The 14382-nt window shown below is 67.1% G+C and carries 14 protein-coding genes; 6 read left to right on the forward strand and 8 right to left on the reverse strand.

Annotated elements, in window-relative coordinates; genetic code table 11:
* Positions 1 to 52: 52 nt before the first annotated feature.
* Together IJ15_RS0110090 and IJ15_RS0110095 are read right to left on the reverse strand one after the other, a co-directional pair.
* Positions 53 to 886, reverse strand: a complete 834-nt coding sequence (locus IJ15_RS0110090; RefSeq protein ID WP_031938218.1) for a mycofactocin-coupled SDR family oxidoreductase — start codon at positions 884 to 886, stop codon at positions 53 to 55.
* Positions 886 to 1695 (reverse strand): mycofactocin-coupled SDR family oxidoreductase, encoded by an 810-nt coding sequence (locus tag IJ15_RS0110095; RefSeq protein ID WP_031938219.1) that lies wholly within the window; start codon positions 1693 to 1695, stop codon positions 886 to 888. Before IJ15_RS0110095 ends, IJ15_RS0110090 begins: the two co-directional genes overlap by 1 nt.
* 154 nt (positions 1696 to 1849) lie before the next feature.
* Here IJ15_RS0110095 and IJ15_RS0110100 point away from each other — a divergent pair, with 154 nt between their 5' ends.
* The 4 genes from IJ15_RS0110100 to IJ15_RS0110115 all read left to right on the forward strand — a co-directional run bounded on the left by IJ15_RS0110100 (position 1850) and on the right by IJ15_RS0110115 (position 6229).
* On the forward strand, positions 1850 to 3055 hold the full coding sequence (locus IJ15_RS0110100; RefSeq protein WP_031938220.1) for a Rieske 2Fe-2S domain-containing protein: 1206 nt from the start codon (positions 1850 to 1852) through the stop codon (positions 3053 to 3055).
* Between the two features lie 41 nt (positions 3056 to 3096).
* Positions 3097 to 4278 (forward strand): acyl-CoA dehydrogenase family protein, encoded by a 1182-nt coding sequence (locus IJ15_RS0110105; RefSeq protein ID WP_031938221.1) that lies wholly within the window; start codon positions 3097 to 3099, stop codon positions 4276 to 4278.
* Positions 4279 to 4306: 28 nt separating this feature from the next.
* Positions 4307 to 5239 (forward strand): biphenyl-2,3-diol 1,2-dioxygenase, encoded by a 933-nt coding sequence (gene bphC / locus IJ15_RS0110110; RefSeq protein ID WP_031938222.1) that lies wholly within the window; start codon positions 4307 to 4309, stop codon positions 5237 to 5239.
* 198 nt (positions 5240 to 5437) lie between these two features.
* Positions 5438 to 6229, forward strand: a complete 792-nt coding sequence (locus IJ15_RS0110115) for an IclR family transcriptional regulator (protein ID WP_031938223.1) — start codon at positions 5438 to 5440, stop codon at positions 6227 to 6229.
* 43 nt (positions 6230 to 6272) lie between these two features.
* Here IJ15_RS0110115 and IJ15_RS0110120 read toward each other — a convergent pair whose 3' ends face one another.
* Positions 6273 to 6977 (reverse strand): PadR family transcriptional regulator, encoded by a 705-nt coding sequence (locus IJ15_RS0110120; protein WP_031938224.1) that lies wholly within the window; start codon positions 6975 to 6977, stop codon positions 6273 to 6275.
* 149 nt (positions 6978 to 7126) lie between these two features.
* Between IJ15_RS0110120 and IJ15_RS0110125 the strand changes: the two genes are divergently transcribed.
* Complete coding sequence (locus IJ15_RS0110125) at positions 7127 to 7378, forward strand: hypothetical protein (protein WP_031938225.1); 252 nt, start codon at positions 7127 to 7129, stop codon at positions 7376 to 7378.
* Between the two features lie 19 nt (positions 7379 to 7397).
* On the forward strand, positions 7398 to 8327 hold the full coding sequence (locus IJ15_RS0110130; protein ID WP_407984078.1) for a TIGR03619 family F420-dependent LLM class oxidoreductase: 930 nt from the start codon (positions 7398 to 7400) through the stop codon (positions 8325 to 8327).
* Between the two features lie 83 nt (positions 8328 to 8410).
* On the opposite strand, the gene IJ15_RS0110135 is transcribed toward IJ15_RS0110130, so the two are convergent.
* The 5 genes from IJ15_RS0110135 to IJ15_RS0110155 form a co-directional block, all read right to left on the reverse strand.
* Positions 8411 to 9307, reverse strand: a complete 897-nt coding sequence (locus IJ15_RS0110135; RefSeq protein ID WP_031938227.1) for a TIGR03619 family F420-dependent LLM class oxidoreductase — start codon at positions 9305 to 9307, stop codon at positions 8411 to 8413.
* A gap of 100 nt (positions 9308 to 9407) precedes the next feature.
* Positions 9408 to 10127, reverse strand: coding sequence for an ABC transporter ATP-binding protein (locus IJ15_RS0110140; protein ID WP_031938228.1), 720 nt, complete (start codon positions 10125 to 10127; stop codon positions 9408 to 9410).
* Positions 10124 to 11950, reverse strand: a complete 1827-nt coding sequence (locus tag IJ15_RS0110145; RefSeq protein ID WP_031938229.1) for a branched-chain amino acid ABC transporter ATP-binding protein/permease — start codon at positions 11948 to 11950, stop codon at positions 10124 to 10126. The genes IJ15_RS0110140 and IJ15_RS0110145 overlap by 4 nt, the downstream gene beginning before the upstream one ends.
* Positions 11951 to 11952: 2 nt before the next feature.
* Positions 11953 to 12810, reverse strand: coding sequence for a branched-chain amino acid ABC transporter permease (locus tag IJ15_RS0110150; protein WP_031938230.1), 858 nt, complete (start codon positions 12808 to 12810; stop codon positions 11953 to 11955).
* A 46-nt stretch (positions 12811 to 12856) separates the two neighbouring features.
* Positions 12857 to 14071, reverse strand: a complete 1215-nt coding sequence (locus tag IJ15_RS0110155; RefSeq protein WP_031938231.1) for an ABC transporter substrate-binding protein — start codon at positions 14069 to 14071, stop codon at positions 12857 to 12859.
* Positions 14072 to 14382 lie beyond the last annotated feature (311 nt).

Consider the following 14382-nt stretch of genomic DNA (forward strand, 5'->3'; position numbering starts at 1 on the left):
GCCGACGCCTACGGGTGCCGTTCGGCCGGAACGGCTCTCGTCCCACTCTTCCCTACTTCACGCAGTGGCCGGCATCGACCGGCAGTGTGACGCCGGTGATGTAGCGGGACTCGTCCGACGCCAGGAACAGGCTGGCGTTGGCAATGTCCTCGGGCTCGATCATCGCGACCGGCAGCAGGTGCATCGACTGCGTTCCCGCCTCGAACTGCTCCTGAGTGGGCTCCGCGACGCCGGGGCAGAACGTCCGCATCGTCGACGGATTCTGGATCATCGTGGTCCGGGTGTTCGCGGGATGGATCGTGTTGACCCGCACACTGTGCGGTGCAAGCTCGTTCGCGAGCGACTTCATGAGCCCGACGACGCCGTGCTTGGCGGCGGTGTAGTGCCCGACGCTCACCAGGCCGCGCAGGCCCGCGATGGAACTGATCAGCACGATCGAGCCGCCGCGACCGCCGTCGACGACGTGCGGGATCCCCGCCTTGCACGTACGCCAGACACCGGTGAGGTTGACGTCGAGCATGGTCTGCCAGCGCTCTTCACTCATCTCGACGGCAGGTCCCGCCGAACTGATGCCCGCGGTGGCGCAGATGATGTCGAGGCGACCGAGGGCCTCGACCCCGGTGGCGACGGCCCCCGAGAGCGCCTGCTGGTCGCGGACATCGGCCTCGAACGCGCAGATCTTGCGGCCGAGCGACTCGACGAGCCGCACGGTCTCCGCGAGGTCCTCGGGCGATGCGCCGGGAGTGGTCGAATGTTCGACGGGCGCGCACACGTCGACGGCGATGACGTCGGCACCCTCCTGAGCGAACCGCACCGCCTGGGCGCGGCCCATGCCCCGCGCGGCGCCGGTGATCAGCGCTACCTTGCCTTCGAGACGTCCGCTCATCACGCCACCTTCTGGGTCTGACCGGCGTCGATGACCATCTGCAGGCCTGTGACGTACCGGGATTCGTCCGATGCCAGGAACAGCACCGCATTGCTGACGTCGATCGACTCCACCCACGGCACGGGCAGCAGCATCCGCTGCGCGAGCACCTCGGCGGCGTCGGCCTCGGTGGGGTTCTCGAGGTCCGGCCGCAACCTGGCGAACGTCGTCGGGTTGAGCGTCATGGGTGTCGCGACGGCGCCCGGGTGCACGGTGTTGACCCGGATCGCCCGCCCGCCCAACTCGTTCGCGAGGGTCTTGGCCAGTCCGGTGATCGCGTGCTTGGCCGCCGAGTAGTGCGACGCCCCGGGCACGGCCTTGATCGCGGCCGTGGAACTGACGATGACGACGGACCCACCCGCCGGATTCATCTCGGCGACACCCGCCTTGACGGTGTGCCAGGTTCCGGTGACGTTGACGTCGATCGACCGGTTCCAGATAGCGTCGTCGATCTCCCACGACGGGCCGGGGTTGTCGCTGATGCCGGCGTTGGCGACGACGGTGTCGAGCGGGCCGAGTTCGCGCACACCCGCCTGCACCGCGGCGGCGACCGCGTCGAAGTCACGGATGTCGGCGGTGCCGGTGACGACGCGTCGCCCCTGCTGCTCGACCAGTCGTGCGGTCTCCGCGAGGTCCGCCTCCGATTCTCGTCCGGGCAGGTCCAGCGCGACGATGTCGGCTCCCTCCTCGGCCAGACGGACCGCGTGGACGCGGCCCATCCCCTTGCCCGCGCCCGTGATGAGCACTGTCTTGCCGGTCATCCGCGTCATGATCATTCCTTTCACCGTGACGCGACGCTAGCCAATCGGCCCGAGGGCCCGGCAGACGTTTTCCCGCATGGTGGGAGAACCCCTTCCTGCCCGACATACCGCCTAGTTCTATGAGGCACATCACAGGACAGCCCCCTGATGGCACGGAGGAAACATGTCACTCGACACCGCTCCCACCAACGACTCGACCGTCGACAGCGACGAGATCCGCGAGATCGAGGCCGCCGCACCCCCCACCCGCTTCGCACGCGGCTGGCACTGCATCGGCCTCGTCCGGGACTTCAAGGACGGTAAGCCCCACTCGATCGAAGCGTTCGGCACCAAGCTCGTCGTGTTCGCCGACAGCAAGGGGGACCTGAAGGTCCTCGACGCCTACTGCCGCCACATGGGCGGTGACCTGAGCCAGGGCGAGATCAAGGGCGACTCGATCGCCTGTCCGTTCCACGACTGGCGTTGGGGCGGCAACGGCAAGTGCACCGACATCCCCTACGCCCGCCGTGTGCCCCCGGTCGCCAAGACCCGCGCGTGGACCACGCTCGAGCGCAACGGGCAGCTGTACGTCTGGAACGATCCGCAGGGCAACCCGCCGCCGGCCGACGTCACCATCCCCGAGATCGCGGGCTACGGCACCGACGAGTGGACGGACTGGAGCTGGAAGACCCTGCGCATCAAGGGTTCGCACTGCCGCGAGATCATCGACAACGTCGTCGACATGGCGCACTTCTTCTACATCCACTACTCGTTCCCGCGCTACTTCAAGAACGTCTTCGAGGGCCACACCGCCACGCAGTACATGAACTCGACCGGCCGCGAGGACGTCATCTCCGGTACCAACTACGACGACCCGAACGCCGAGCTGCGTTCGGAGGCGACGTACTTCGGCCCGTCCTACATGATCGACTGGCTCGAGTCCGATGCCAACGGCCAGACCATCGAGACGGTCCTGATCAACTGCCACTATCCGGTGAGCAACAACGAGTTCGTGCTGCAGTACGGCGCGATCGTCAAGAAGCTGCCGGGCCTGTCCGACGACGCATCGTCCGGCATGGCCGCGCAGTTCGCCGATGGCGTGCAGAAGGGCTTCGAGCAGGACGTCGAGATCTGGAAGAACAAGGCGCCCATCGACAACCCGCTGCTGTCCGAGGAGGACGGCCCGGTCTACCAGCTGCGCCGCTGGTACCAGCAGTTCTACGTCGATGTCGAGGACATCACCGACGACATGACCAAGCGCTTCGAGTTCGAGATCGACACCACCCGGGCGGTCACGAGCTGGCAGCAGGAGGTCGCGGAGAACGTCGCGAAGGCCGCAGAGAGCACAGAGAACGCGGATAGCGCGAAGAGTTCGCCCTCCGCCTCCTGATATCCGGTTCGTAGAACCTCACCGACCCGAAGGAAACACACATGAGTTACGAAGTCCTGGCCCGCATCGAGGCGGCCGCCGACGACATCTTCGTCGAGGGCGTCGAGGCGGAGCGCATCGGCAAGGTCGCCGACGCCACAGCCAAGCGGATGAAGGAGGCCGGGTCGATCCGGATGCTCCAGCCCAAGGAGCATGGTGGCCTCGAGGTCCATCCGCGCGAGTTCGCGGAGACCGTCATGCGCATGGCGTCGCTCAACCCGTCCGCCGGCTGGGTCCACGGCATCGTCGGCGTCCACCCGTGGCAGCTGGCGTTCGCCGATCCCAAGGTGCAGCAGGAGGTCTGGGGCCAGGACCAGGACACGTGGCTCGCGTCGCCGTACATGCCGGGAGGCATGTGCGTGCCGGTGGACGGCGGTTACAAGTTCTCCGGCAAGTGGTCGTTCTCATCGGGAACCGACCACTGCGACTGGGCGTTCCTCGGCGCGATGGCGTGCAACCCGGACGGCAGCATGGAGATGCCGCCACGGATGCTGCACGTGATCATCCCGCGCAGCGACTACGAGATCATCGAGGACTCGTGGGACGTCGTGGGCCTGCGGGGCACCGGATCGAAGGACGTCGTCGTCAAGGACGCGTTCGTGCCCGACTACCGGGTGATGGACTGCGACGAGGTCATCGACGGCACCGCGGTCCGCAAGTACGGGCGCACCGAGACGCTGTACCTGATGCCGTGGTCCAACATGTTCCCGCTGGGCATCACGTCGGCCACGATCGGCATCTGCGAGGGCGTGCTGCACCACGCCAACGAGTACCAGCGTGAGCGGATCAACCCGCAGGGCACCGCGATCAAGGACGACCCGTACACGATGTTCGCGGTCGGCGAGGCCACCGCGAAGCTGCAGGCGGCCCGGGATTCCCTGCTGGCCAACGTCGATCGCATGTGGGACCTGGTCGACGCCGGCAAGACCCCAACGTTCGAGCAGCGCGCCCAGGGCCGCGAGACGCAGGTGAACGCGGCATGGCAGGCCGTGCAGGCCATCGACGCGGTCTATGCCCGCTGCGGCGGCAACGCGCTGCGCATGGACAAGCCGATGCAGCGCTTCTGGCGTGACGCACACGCCGGACTGCACCACGCGATCCACGTGCCGGGCACGGTGTACCACGCGGCGACGCTGAGCGGGCTCGGCGTCGATCCGCAGGGCCCGCTGCGGGCGATGATCTGACCGAACCCGAAAGAACAACGGAGACAACATGACGAACCCCAATGTCGGAGGCTTCGGCACCGACATCCGTGCACTGGGCTACGTGAAGGTCCAGACCCACGACATCGAGCGCTGGCGCACGTTCGCATTCGACGTGCTCGGCTTCGCGAAGGGCTCCGGGCCGGACCCCGACGCCCTCTACCTGCGAGTCGACGAGCGCGCCGCCCGCATCGTCGTCGTCCCGGGTGACACCGACGAGGTCGTCACCGTCGGCTGGGAGGTCCGTGACCACGCCGCACTCGTGCGGGTCACCGAGGCCGTCGAGCGGGCCGGCATCGCGGTCAAGCCGCTGTCGCTGGAGGAGGCGGACGCCCGGCGCGTCGAGGAGGTCGTGACCTTCCAGGATCCGGCCGGCACGACGCTCGAGGTCTTCCACGGCCCGGTCCTCGACCACAGCCCCGTCGTCACCCCGTTCGGTGCCAAGTTCGTCACCGGTGCACAAGGTCTCGGCCACGTGGTGCTGCCGACGATGGATCCGAACGGCACGTTCGACTTCTACACCGAGGTGCTCGGGTTCCTGCCGCGCGGCGCCTTCCGGATCCCCACCCCGCCGGAGTTCGGCCCGATGCGGGTGCGCTTCCTCGGCGTCAACCAGCGTCATCACAGCCTCGCGCTGTGCCCGGCCCCGCACGGCGGCGCGCCCGGCCTGGTGCACATCATGGTCGAGGTCGACACGCTCGACGCCGTCGGTCAGGCACTCGATCGGGTCGTGAAGGACGGCTTCTCGGTGTCCTCGACGCTGGGTCGTCACACCAACGACAAGATGGTGTCCTTCTACGTCCGCGCGCCCGGCGGTTGGGACATCGAGTTCGGCACCGACGGACACCTCGTGGACGAGACGTTCTACACGTCCGAGGAGATCACCGCCGACAGCTACTGGGGCCACGACTGGTCCGGCAGCGAGCCGCTCGCCGCGATGTAAGACCCGCTCCACAACCGCACATCGCTCCCGTCAGGGGGAACCCCGTCCCACCAGGGACAGCCGGGTTCCCCCTTTCGGCGTTTACCGATCTTGGTGATCCACTTCACAAAACCCGAATCCTGTGCGATTATTCCTAATCGAAACACCCACGTCAGATGGGCATCACGACGATGCTCGACAGAAGTGAGGGAGACATCGATGACCGCACCTGCACCTGCAGACGCCACCCCGACCGCCATTCTCGAGCGGGTTTCGCTCATCCTGGACACCTTCGACGGTCCCGGCCGCCTCACCCTCGCCCAGGTCGTCAAACGCACCGGGCTTCCCCGCTCGTCGGCGCATCGCACGCTCGAGCGCCTCGTCGAGATGCGCTGGCTGCGGCGCGACGGCCGCGACTACGAACTCGGCACCCGGCTGATGGAGCTCGGCTCGATCGCGGTCCACCAGAATCGTCTGCACTCGGCCGCTGCGCCGATCCTGCAGGAACTGCACCGCGTCACCGGCTACGTCGTGCATCTCGGTGTCCTCGACGGCTCCGACGTTCTCTACCTCGACAAGGTCGGCGGACGCCTCGCCGCCGAGTTGCCCACCCGCATCGGCAGCCGCTACCCCGCCCGCAACTCGGCGATCGGCAAGGCCCTGCTCGCGTACACGCCGAACGGCACCGACAGCCTCGTCGAATTCACGCCCGAACTACACAAGGTCCGCGAGATGGGTGTCGCCTTCGAGGTCAGCCAGGTCTCCGGAGGGATCGGCATCATCGCCGTCCCGATCGGCCCCGTCGGCGGGGTGACCGCAGCCCTGTCGATCTGCGGACCCACCAGTCACCTCAAGTTCGATCACCGCCACTCCGCGCCGGTCCGTATGGCCGCCAACGCGATCCTGCAGTCCCTCACCGGACGCAGCCACGGCACGGCATCGATCGCGCACCGCAACCGCCTCCAGAGCATGCCCACCGCGGCACCCCGCACCCGCCTCCAATACGCCTGACCCCCGGGCGTCGGACGTCACCCGCCGACAGGACCAGGGGCGGTCAGGAATGCCCGCCCTTCTCCAGGCCCTCGACGAAATCCTCGATATCACGCCAGGAACCGGCCACCTCGGGAATCGGGTTGCCCAGTTCGTCTCGTTCACGCACGTGTGCGAAAGTCTCTGCGGCCTCGTCGATGTCGTCGAGCATCTGTCGGGCGAGGTCCATCTCGGCCCGGTAGTAGCGCTCCGCCCATTTCAGGCTCAGCTTCGAGAACGCCCACGCCGGCTCGCGTGTGGCGTGGTCGGCGTGCAACTCGGCGCGCTGACGCAGTGCCTCCATGTTGTCGATGTGGGACTCGACGAGCGACTTGAGGTGCTCGGGGTCGTTGAGATGTCCCATCCACAGCCGGAGCAGTAAACCGTGCTTGAGCACGGGTTGGTCGACCGGCGCGTCCCGGGACCAGTTCCGCACCGCCTGCGTCCCGCACTCGGTGATCTTGTAGACGCGCCGGCCCCGCTCCCCGGGTTCGGACACGATCTCGGACTCCACCAGCCCCGCCGCCTCGAGCTTCTTGAGCTCGCCGTACACCTGACTGATGGACGGACTCCAGTAGAAGTAGCCGATGCTCCAGTCGGCCCACTTCTTGAGGTCGTATCCGGTGAGCCCCTCCCCGAGGGTCAGCATGCCCAGAACCGCCCAACTCGTCGCGGGAAGCGACGGATAACCGGCATCGACAGGACCGTTCGCAGGCTCGGTTTCGGGCATGGCCGAAGCCTAACAGCCCAGGTAGATGGTGGTTACAGGCCAGTAGCAACTGACCACTGAGCGGGAGCGCACCTCCCGCTCCGTGGGAGATCTGCAGACGTACGACGCCGCAGTGACTACCGTCACGCATGGAGTCAGGAGGTCCGTTCATGGAGAGCGTCAGCTGCAACAGTTGCGGTAACCGAGTCCTCGTCGAGAAGTACAGCGAGGCCCACACCAGCATCCAGTGGCTCGAGGACGCCGACCAGGCGTGCCCCGAGTTCGCCGAGGCCCGGACCGAGGCCGGACGCTCGTGGACACCCACGTGCCACAAGCTGCGCGAGTCCATCGACGATCTCACCATCTCCGGGCAGATCGGCCTGTCGCTGCGCAGCTACCCGGTGCCCGGCCGCCTCGAGTGATCCACGGTGATCCCGGTCTCTGCTACCGGGATCGCCCAGGCGCACAGACCGATTCGCCGTCTACCTTCGAGCGATGAAGTGGGCACTGCCGGGCGCGATGATCGCGACCCCCGAACTGATTCAACTGGCGCGTGTGGCCGACGAGTGCGGCTACGACGCGATCGCCATGCCGGACTCGGTGTTCTATCCCGAGCACGTCTCCGCGGACTACCCGTATTCGCCGGACGGCAAACGCATGTGGTCGCCCGAGACCCCGATGCCGGATCCGTTCATCGCGATGACCGCGATGGCGGCCGTCACCGAACGAATCGGCTTCTACACCAACGTACTCAAGCTGCCGTTGCGTGATCCGCTGCTCACCGCGAAGCAGATCGCGACGATGGCCGTCATGTCGGGCAACCGGATCGGCATCGGCGTCGGGCTGTCGTGGATCCCGGAGGAGTTCACCTTCACCGGCACCGACATGCGCACCCGCGGCGCGCGTACCGACGAGGCCATCCAGATCCTGCGGGCCGTGTGCGCCGGGCGTGGTCCCCAATGGGTCGAGTTCCACGGCAAGCACTACAACTTCGACCGGCTGATGATCAGTCCCGCACCGGACCTGCCGGTGCCCGTCTACGGCGGCGGACACAGCGAGGCCGGCCTGCGGCGCGCCGCCCGGTTCGCGGACGGCTGGATCTCCGTCAACACCGGAGTTGCGGAACTGGCCGGCGCGATACGGCGTCTCGGTGAACTGCGCGCCGAGTTCGGCCGCGAGAACGAGCCGTTCGAGATCGACGCCTCCCCCACCGACGTCTCGGACATCGACGGCTACCGCGCCCTCGCCGACATCGGCGTCACCCGGATCCGGGTCTCCCCGTGGCGTCTCTACGACGCCGATCCCTCCGACCCGCAGGCCCGCCTCGACGCGGTCCGCCGCTTCGCCGACCACGCCATCGCCCCGTCCTGAACCCCTGAACCCCTGAACGGGAGTTCACGGCACGGTTTCGCTCGCGCAGCGTGCCGTGAACTCCCGTTCAGCGGTTCGCGGGGCTAGGCGTCCCCGAGCCCGACCGCCCACGTGAGGAACGCGTCCACGTCGTCGGCGCCGATGCCGAGCGCCGACGGGCGCACCAGCACGGTGTCGACGCCGAGCGCCGCCGCGTCCCTCGCCGACGCCGCCATCGCGTCGAAGTCCGCGCCGCCGGGGCCGCTCCCGATCGTCGGCAGCATGATCTGCACCTCCGCGGACTGCGGGTCGCGGCCCTGCTCCTCGAAGCAGGTGCGCAGCAGCGTGATGCTCTCCGCGAGTCGGCCCATGTCCGCCGGGGCGGCCGTCCAACCGTCGCCGACGCGGGCGATGCGCTCGAAATTCCGCCTCGACGGCGCCATCCCGAAGACCACCGGCACCCGCGATTGCACGGGCCGCGGCAGGCTGTGGAAGTCGGAGAACGCGTAGCCCGTCCCTGTGAACGACGCCGGCGGCGGCCCCCACAGTTCACGGCACGCGGCCACCGTCTCCTCCAACCGGCCGAAGCGCCGCTCGAACGGAACCCCCGCCGCCTCGTACTCGGCCTGCTGCCAGCCGACGCCCATCCCGATCCGGGTGCGGCCCCGCGACAGCACGTCCAGCGTCGCGATCTGCTTGGCCAGCAACAGCGCCGGACGCAGCGGTGCGACGAGCACGTACACCCCGAGGTCGACGCGCTCGGTCACCGCCGCGATCGCGGACAGCAGCGACATCGGCTCCAGCCACGGCTGCTCCAGCGGGAACGGAAAACCGTTGTCACGGACCCGCTCCTCGTGCGCCTCCCGCGTGAAGCCCAGATGGTCCGACGTCGTGATCAGGTCGATGCCGCGGCGGTCGGCCTCCGCCGCCAGGTCGAGCAGTCCGCGGTGGTCTCCGTCGTACAGTCGCTCCGCGCCGAAGACGTCCAGTCCGATCCTCATGTGTCTCTCCCTTCCTCCAGAAAGCGCTGAACGGGAGTTCACGGCACGCGATCGCTCGCGAAGTGTGCCGTGAACTCCCGTTCAGTGGTTGCGGTGTCGGTCAGACGCGCCCGAAGTACGCGTCCTTGAGGACCGCCAGGTCGTCGATGTCCGACGCCGGCGCGTCCATGACGACCTTGCCGATGTCGAGGACGGTGACATGGTCGGCGACGCTCATCGCAGCCTCGACGGCCTGCTCGACGAGCAGCACCGCCAGCCCGGTCTCCTTGAGCAGTTGCACGCGCTCCATGACCTCGTTGACGATGACCGGGGCCAGACCACCCGACGGCTCGTCGAGCAGCAGCAGCCTCGGCTCGGCCATCAGCGCCGCACCGATCGCGAGCATCTGCTGCTGACCACCGGACATCGAGCCGGCCAACAGGTTCCGCTTCTCACCCAGGATCGGGAACATCTCGTAGATGCGCTCGACCTCGGCCTTGAGGGCGGTGCGACGCTTCTTCGTGGTGTAGCCGCCGAGCAGCAGGTTCTGCTCGATGGTCTGCTTGTGGAAGACGCGCTTACCTTCCTGCACGTACGCCATTCCGCGGCGCACCCGCTGGTGGGCCGGGACACCAGAGATGTCCTGGCCGTCCATCTCGATGGTGCCGCCGTGAACCTTGTTGAGACCGGAGATCGCACGCAGGGTGCTGGTCTTGCCGGCACCGTTGCGTCCGAGCAGTGCCGTCACCTGGCCGGGGTAGACGTCGAAGGAGACATCCCAGACCACGCGCAGGTCACCGTAACCGGACTGCAGATTCCGAACGCTCAGAACCGGTTTCATCGCTCCACCTTCTCCAGCTCGGTAGCGGTGCCCTTGTCGGGATCCACACCGAGGTACTCGCTGAGCACCCGCGGGTGATTCTCGATCTCCGCGGGCGGGCCCGAGGCGATGACCTGCCCCTGCGCCAGCACGACGATGGTGTCGGCGAGGGAGAGCACCAGACGGAAGTTGTGCTCCACCAGCAGCACGGTGGCGCCGGCGTCGCGCAGGGCGCGGATGAGCACCGACAGGCGCACGAGTTCGTCCTCGTCCATGCCGGACGCGATCTCGTCGAGCAGCAGCACCCGCGGTGCGGCGATCACGGCGCGCGCGACCTCGAGCATGCGCCGCATGCCCAGCGGCAGCGAGGTGGCGACCTCGTTGCGCAGGTGCGACATTCCGACGAGTTCGAGCACCCGCTCGGCCTCGGCGATGTCGGCCTTGGCGACCTTGCGGAAGCTCGGCAGGCGCAGCACGGCCGAGAGCATCGATGCCCGGTCGGTCATGTAGCGGCCCGACGCGACAGCCTCGAGCACGGTGACGTTCTCGGGGATGTTCGGCGTCTGGAACGTGCGGGCCACGCCCTCACGAGCCACCCGGTTCGACGAGAACGTCTGGACCTCGGTGTTGCCGATGACGATTCGACCGGTGTCCGCGGTGTAGAAGCCGCAGATCATGTTGAGCATCGTCGTCTTGCCGGAACCATTGGGGCCGATCAGCGCGGTGACCTGCCCCGGCTCGGCACGCAGGGTCGCCGACTTCAGCGCCTGGTTGCCACCGAACGCCTTGGAGATGCCGTCGACCTCGAGGGTCGCGCCGGCGATCGGATCGACGTGCGGAATCGCTTCCGGATCACGCGGTTCCGCACGACCGGCCACACCGATTCCGGCCTTGCGATCGAGCCTGCCCGCGAGACCACGGAACACCTTGGTGAGACCACCGGAGAGCAGCACGCCACCGATGATGAGGAAGCCGCCGTAGAACAGCAGCGAGTACTCCTGGAACGCGGTGGACTGGTTGGGGCCGAACTGCATGATGGCCGCACCGATCACCGCACCGTAGACGCTCGCCGAACCGCCGAGGATCGACGCCGCGAGCACCGCGGTGGCGAACGTGAACCCGAACGCCTCGGGGGCGATGAACAGGTCGGTGTTCGCGAACAGCGCGCCGGCCAGACCGGCCGGGAAGGCGCCGATCGCGTAGCCCAGCAGCTTCATCCGGAACACGGACACGCCCTGCGACTGTGCGAGCACCGGGGACTGCTTGAGCGTCCGGAACGCGATGCCGTGACGCGAGACGACGAGGTTGCGCATCACCACGAACCACAGGATCGTCACGCCGACCACGACGTAGTAGAAGTTGTTGTCGATTTCCTGACCGAACAGCGTCGGCGGTTCCATTCCGGACAGGCCGTTGCGGCCACCGGTGTTGCCGCCGAAGATGGCGAGGATGTCGGGCACCAACAGGATCAGGAAGAACGACGTCATCGCCAGCGACCAACTGCCCAGTCGCAGACCGGGAATGCCGGTGATGATGCCGACCGCGAGTGCGACCGCGCCTGCGGCCGCCAACTGCACCAGGATCTCGGTGTGCCCGGCCTGGGACATCAGCCCGGCCGTGTACGCACCGGCCGCATACATCGCGGCCTGGCCGAGTGCGAGCTCACCGGCGTAGCCGAGGCTCAGGTTCAGGCCGCTGACCACCAACGCCAGGATGCACGCCAACTGGAGCTGACGCGTACTGGTCGAATCCATTCCCAGCATCGGCGCGAAGAACACGACGAGGCCGAACACGAGCGCGAAGATCCAACTCGGGACACCGCGCAGAGTGCGCCAGATCTGCATGGTCACACCACCCGTTCTTTCACCGTGCCGAACAAGCCGACAGGTTTGACCATCAGGACGACGATCAGCACCACGAACACCGCGATGTTGCTGTACTGGCTACCCGCCCACAGTGCCGTGAACGACTCGACCAGACCGACGGTCAGACCGCCGATGAGGGCACCCGGCAGCGAACCGAAGCCACCGATCGCCAGCGCGACGAAGCCCTTGAGCGCCAGTGCGGCACCGAGCGTGGCGACCGCGAACGTCTTGGGCCCGACGAACAGTCCAAGCACGCCGGCGATCGCACCGGAGAACGCGAACGCCCCCATCGCGATGCGCCGCACATTGACACCGCGCAGCATCGCGGCCTCGCGGTCCTCGGACACGCCCATGAGAGCCAGACCGGTCATGGTCCGCTTGCTCAGCTGACCGAGACCGATCACGAGCACGATCGACAGGACCAGCAGCGCGATCTCGACCGGGTAGGTGCGGCCGCCCAGAATGGTGATCGGATCGTTCGACCCGAAGAACGGAACCGTCAGCGGCTCACTGCCCCAGATCAGCTGCGTCGCACCGTTGAGCAGTGTGGCCGCACCCAATGTCGTCACCAGTTGGTTCTGGTGATCGGCAACCGGTCTGATCGCGACCAACTCCTCGACGGCCGCGAGGATCATCACCGTCACGGTGGCCATCACGGCCACCACCAGCACCGGAAGCTTCAACGTCACCAGGCCCGTGTAGGCCACGAACGTGCCGACCATCATCAACTGCGCCTGCGCGAAGTTGAAGGTGTTCGACGAGACGAACACGATGTTGTACCCGATCGCGACGAGTACGTAGACAGCGCCGAGGGCAAGCCCCGACCACAGAATCGTCACAGCGAGAACCTCCTTCGCGTCTTGCGGGAATCAGAGTTCAGGAACGTCATGCGGCCGGGTTGCCGAACTGGCCGTTGACGACCTTGGTGGGCGCGATGAATTCCATCTCGTCCTGCGTCGGGTTCGGGCCGTGGTTGTCTGCGGAGAAGTTGTAGCGCGACAGGAACGCCGTCTTCGCGTTCTTCTGGACCTCGTCGGTCTCGAGCGCCTCCGCCAGCTTCTCCGCATCGGTGGTGGTGCCGGCCTTCTCGGCCGCGGCGGCCATGAGCGGGAACGCGTCGTAGTTGTCGGCGATGATCAGCGTCGACGGGATGGTGCCCAGCGAGGCCATGGTGTCGACCATCTGGTTGACGGCTGCATTGTTCGGGTCGTAGACGGTGCTCGTGAAGACCTGCGAGACAAGGTTCTTCACCTCGGGCGTCCCGAGGACACCGTTCGGCGGCTCGTTTGCGACGAGGTTGGTGCTCGACACCGACGTGTTGCCGATCAGCGGCACGTCCCAGCCCAGACGCTGCATGCTCTGCAGGAGGTAGCCCAGCGGAGCGCCGTACGCGTCGAGCGCGAGCGCCTTGGCGCCGGCGTTCTTGAGCGACTGCAGCTGCGCGGTCATGTCGAGCGCGGTGGCCTCGTACTCCTCGTTGCCGGCCTGCTTCAGTCCGGACTTCTCCAGCTCGGTGGTCATGTCCTTGCCGAACAGTTCGCCGTACGCGGTGCTGCCGTGGATGACGCCGATGCTGTCGTACCCCTTCTCCTTCGCGTAGCCGACGATGCCGCGAGCGTTGTCACCGGCACCGGGCGCGAGGTCGAAGTTCAGCGGGAACTTCCCCGGATCCGTCGAATCCGGCGTGGGCGCGACGTTGAACGACAGGATCTTGTTCTGCTTGAGGATCGGCAGGACCGCGGCGGCGACGGACGACGGCCCGGAGTTGAGGACGAGGTCGGGCTTCTGCTTGTTGATCGCGTCGCGCACCTTGGTGACGGCGATCGTGGCGTCACCGGCGTCGTCGACGACCGTCAGCTCGATCTGGCGCCCACCGATGCCACCGGCCCGGTTCTGCACCTCGACACCGGCCTTGGTCGCGAGGATCGAGGTCTGAGCATTCGCCGCGAGGACACCCTGGCCGCTGATGCCGCCGGTGACGAGAACGCGGTACGGCGCATCGGCGCCGCCGGCCTCGGCCGATTCCGCACCACCACACCCTGCAATCGTCAGGACCGACGCGGCAACGGCCGCGACGAATACTGGACGCCGACTCTTCATGACTGCCCTCCTAGGACACCCGCTACATCTACAGAACCAAGCATTCGCTTGGCCTGCTTGGACACGGAAGAGCCCGGCGAACTCGCCAGTGACGCCCCGACACGTCACCCTGCACTTATGCCCGCCGAGCTCTCCCATCAAGCACTTGCTTGATTCACCAAGCACTTGCTTGACTGGGAGCATAGGGGTGTGATGTGGATAACGTCAACCGCAAGACTCACGAGGCGGGAAATCGGCAACCCCGGTATCGCCGGCATCGCCGAACGGGAGTTCACGGCACGCGTCGGGCCCGAAAGCGTGCCGTGAACTCC

This window comes from Prescottella defluvii, assembly GCF_000738775.1.
In the GTDB taxonomy this organism is placed as follows: domain Bacteria; phylum Actinomycetota; class Actinomycetes; order Mycobacteriales; family Mycobacteriaceae; genus Prescottella; species Prescottella defluvii.

Coding starts and splice junctions, on each gene's coding strand:
- IJ15_RS0110115 (WP_031938223.1), top strand. CDS start 5,438: ATGACCGCACCTGCACCTGCAGACGCCACCCCGACCGCCATTCTCGAG.
- IJ15_RS0110095 (WP_031938219.1), bottom strand. CDS start 1,695: ATGACGCGGATGACCGGCAAGACAGTGCTCATCACGGGCGCGGGCAAG.
- IJ15_RS0110105 (WP_031938221.1), top strand. CDS start 3,097: ATGAGTTACGAAGTCCTGGCCCGCATCGAGGCGGCCGCCGACGACATC.
- IJ15_RS0110125 (WP_031938225.1), top strand. CDS start 7,127: ATGGAGAGCGTCAGCTGCAACAGTTGCGGTAACCGAGTCCTCGTCGAG.
- IJ15_RS0110120 (WP_031938224.1), bottom strand. CDS start 6,977: ATGCCCGAAACCGAGCCTGCGAACGGTCCTGTCGATGCCGGTTATCCG.
- IJ15_RS0110100 (WP_031938220.1), top strand. CDS start 1,850: ATGTCACTCGACACCGCTCCCACCAACGACTCGACCGTCGACAGCGAC.
- IJ15_RS0110135 (WP_031938227.1), bottom strand. CDS start 9,307: ATGAGGATCGGACTGGACGTCTTCGGCGCGGAGCGACTGTACGACGGA.
- bphC (WP_031938222.1), top strand. CDS start 4,307: ATGACGAACCCCAATGTCGGAGGCTTCGGCACCGACATCCGTGCACTG.
- IJ15_RS0110155 (WP_031938231.1), bottom strand. CDS start 14,071: ATGAAGAGTCGGCGTCCAGTATTCGTCGCGGCCGTTGCCGCGTCGGTC.
- IJ15_RS0110090 (WP_031938218.1), bottom strand. CDS start 886: ATGAGCGGACGTCTCGAAGGCAAGGTAGCGCTGATCACCGGCGCCGCG.
- IJ15_RS0110140 (WP_031938228.1), bottom strand. CDS start 10,127: ATGAAACCGGTTCTGAGCGTTCGGAATCTGCAGTCCGGTTACGGTGAC.
- IJ15_RS0110145 (WP_031938229.1), bottom strand. CDS start 11,950: ATGCAGATCTGGCGCACTCTGCGCGGTGTCCCGAGTTGGATCTTCGCG.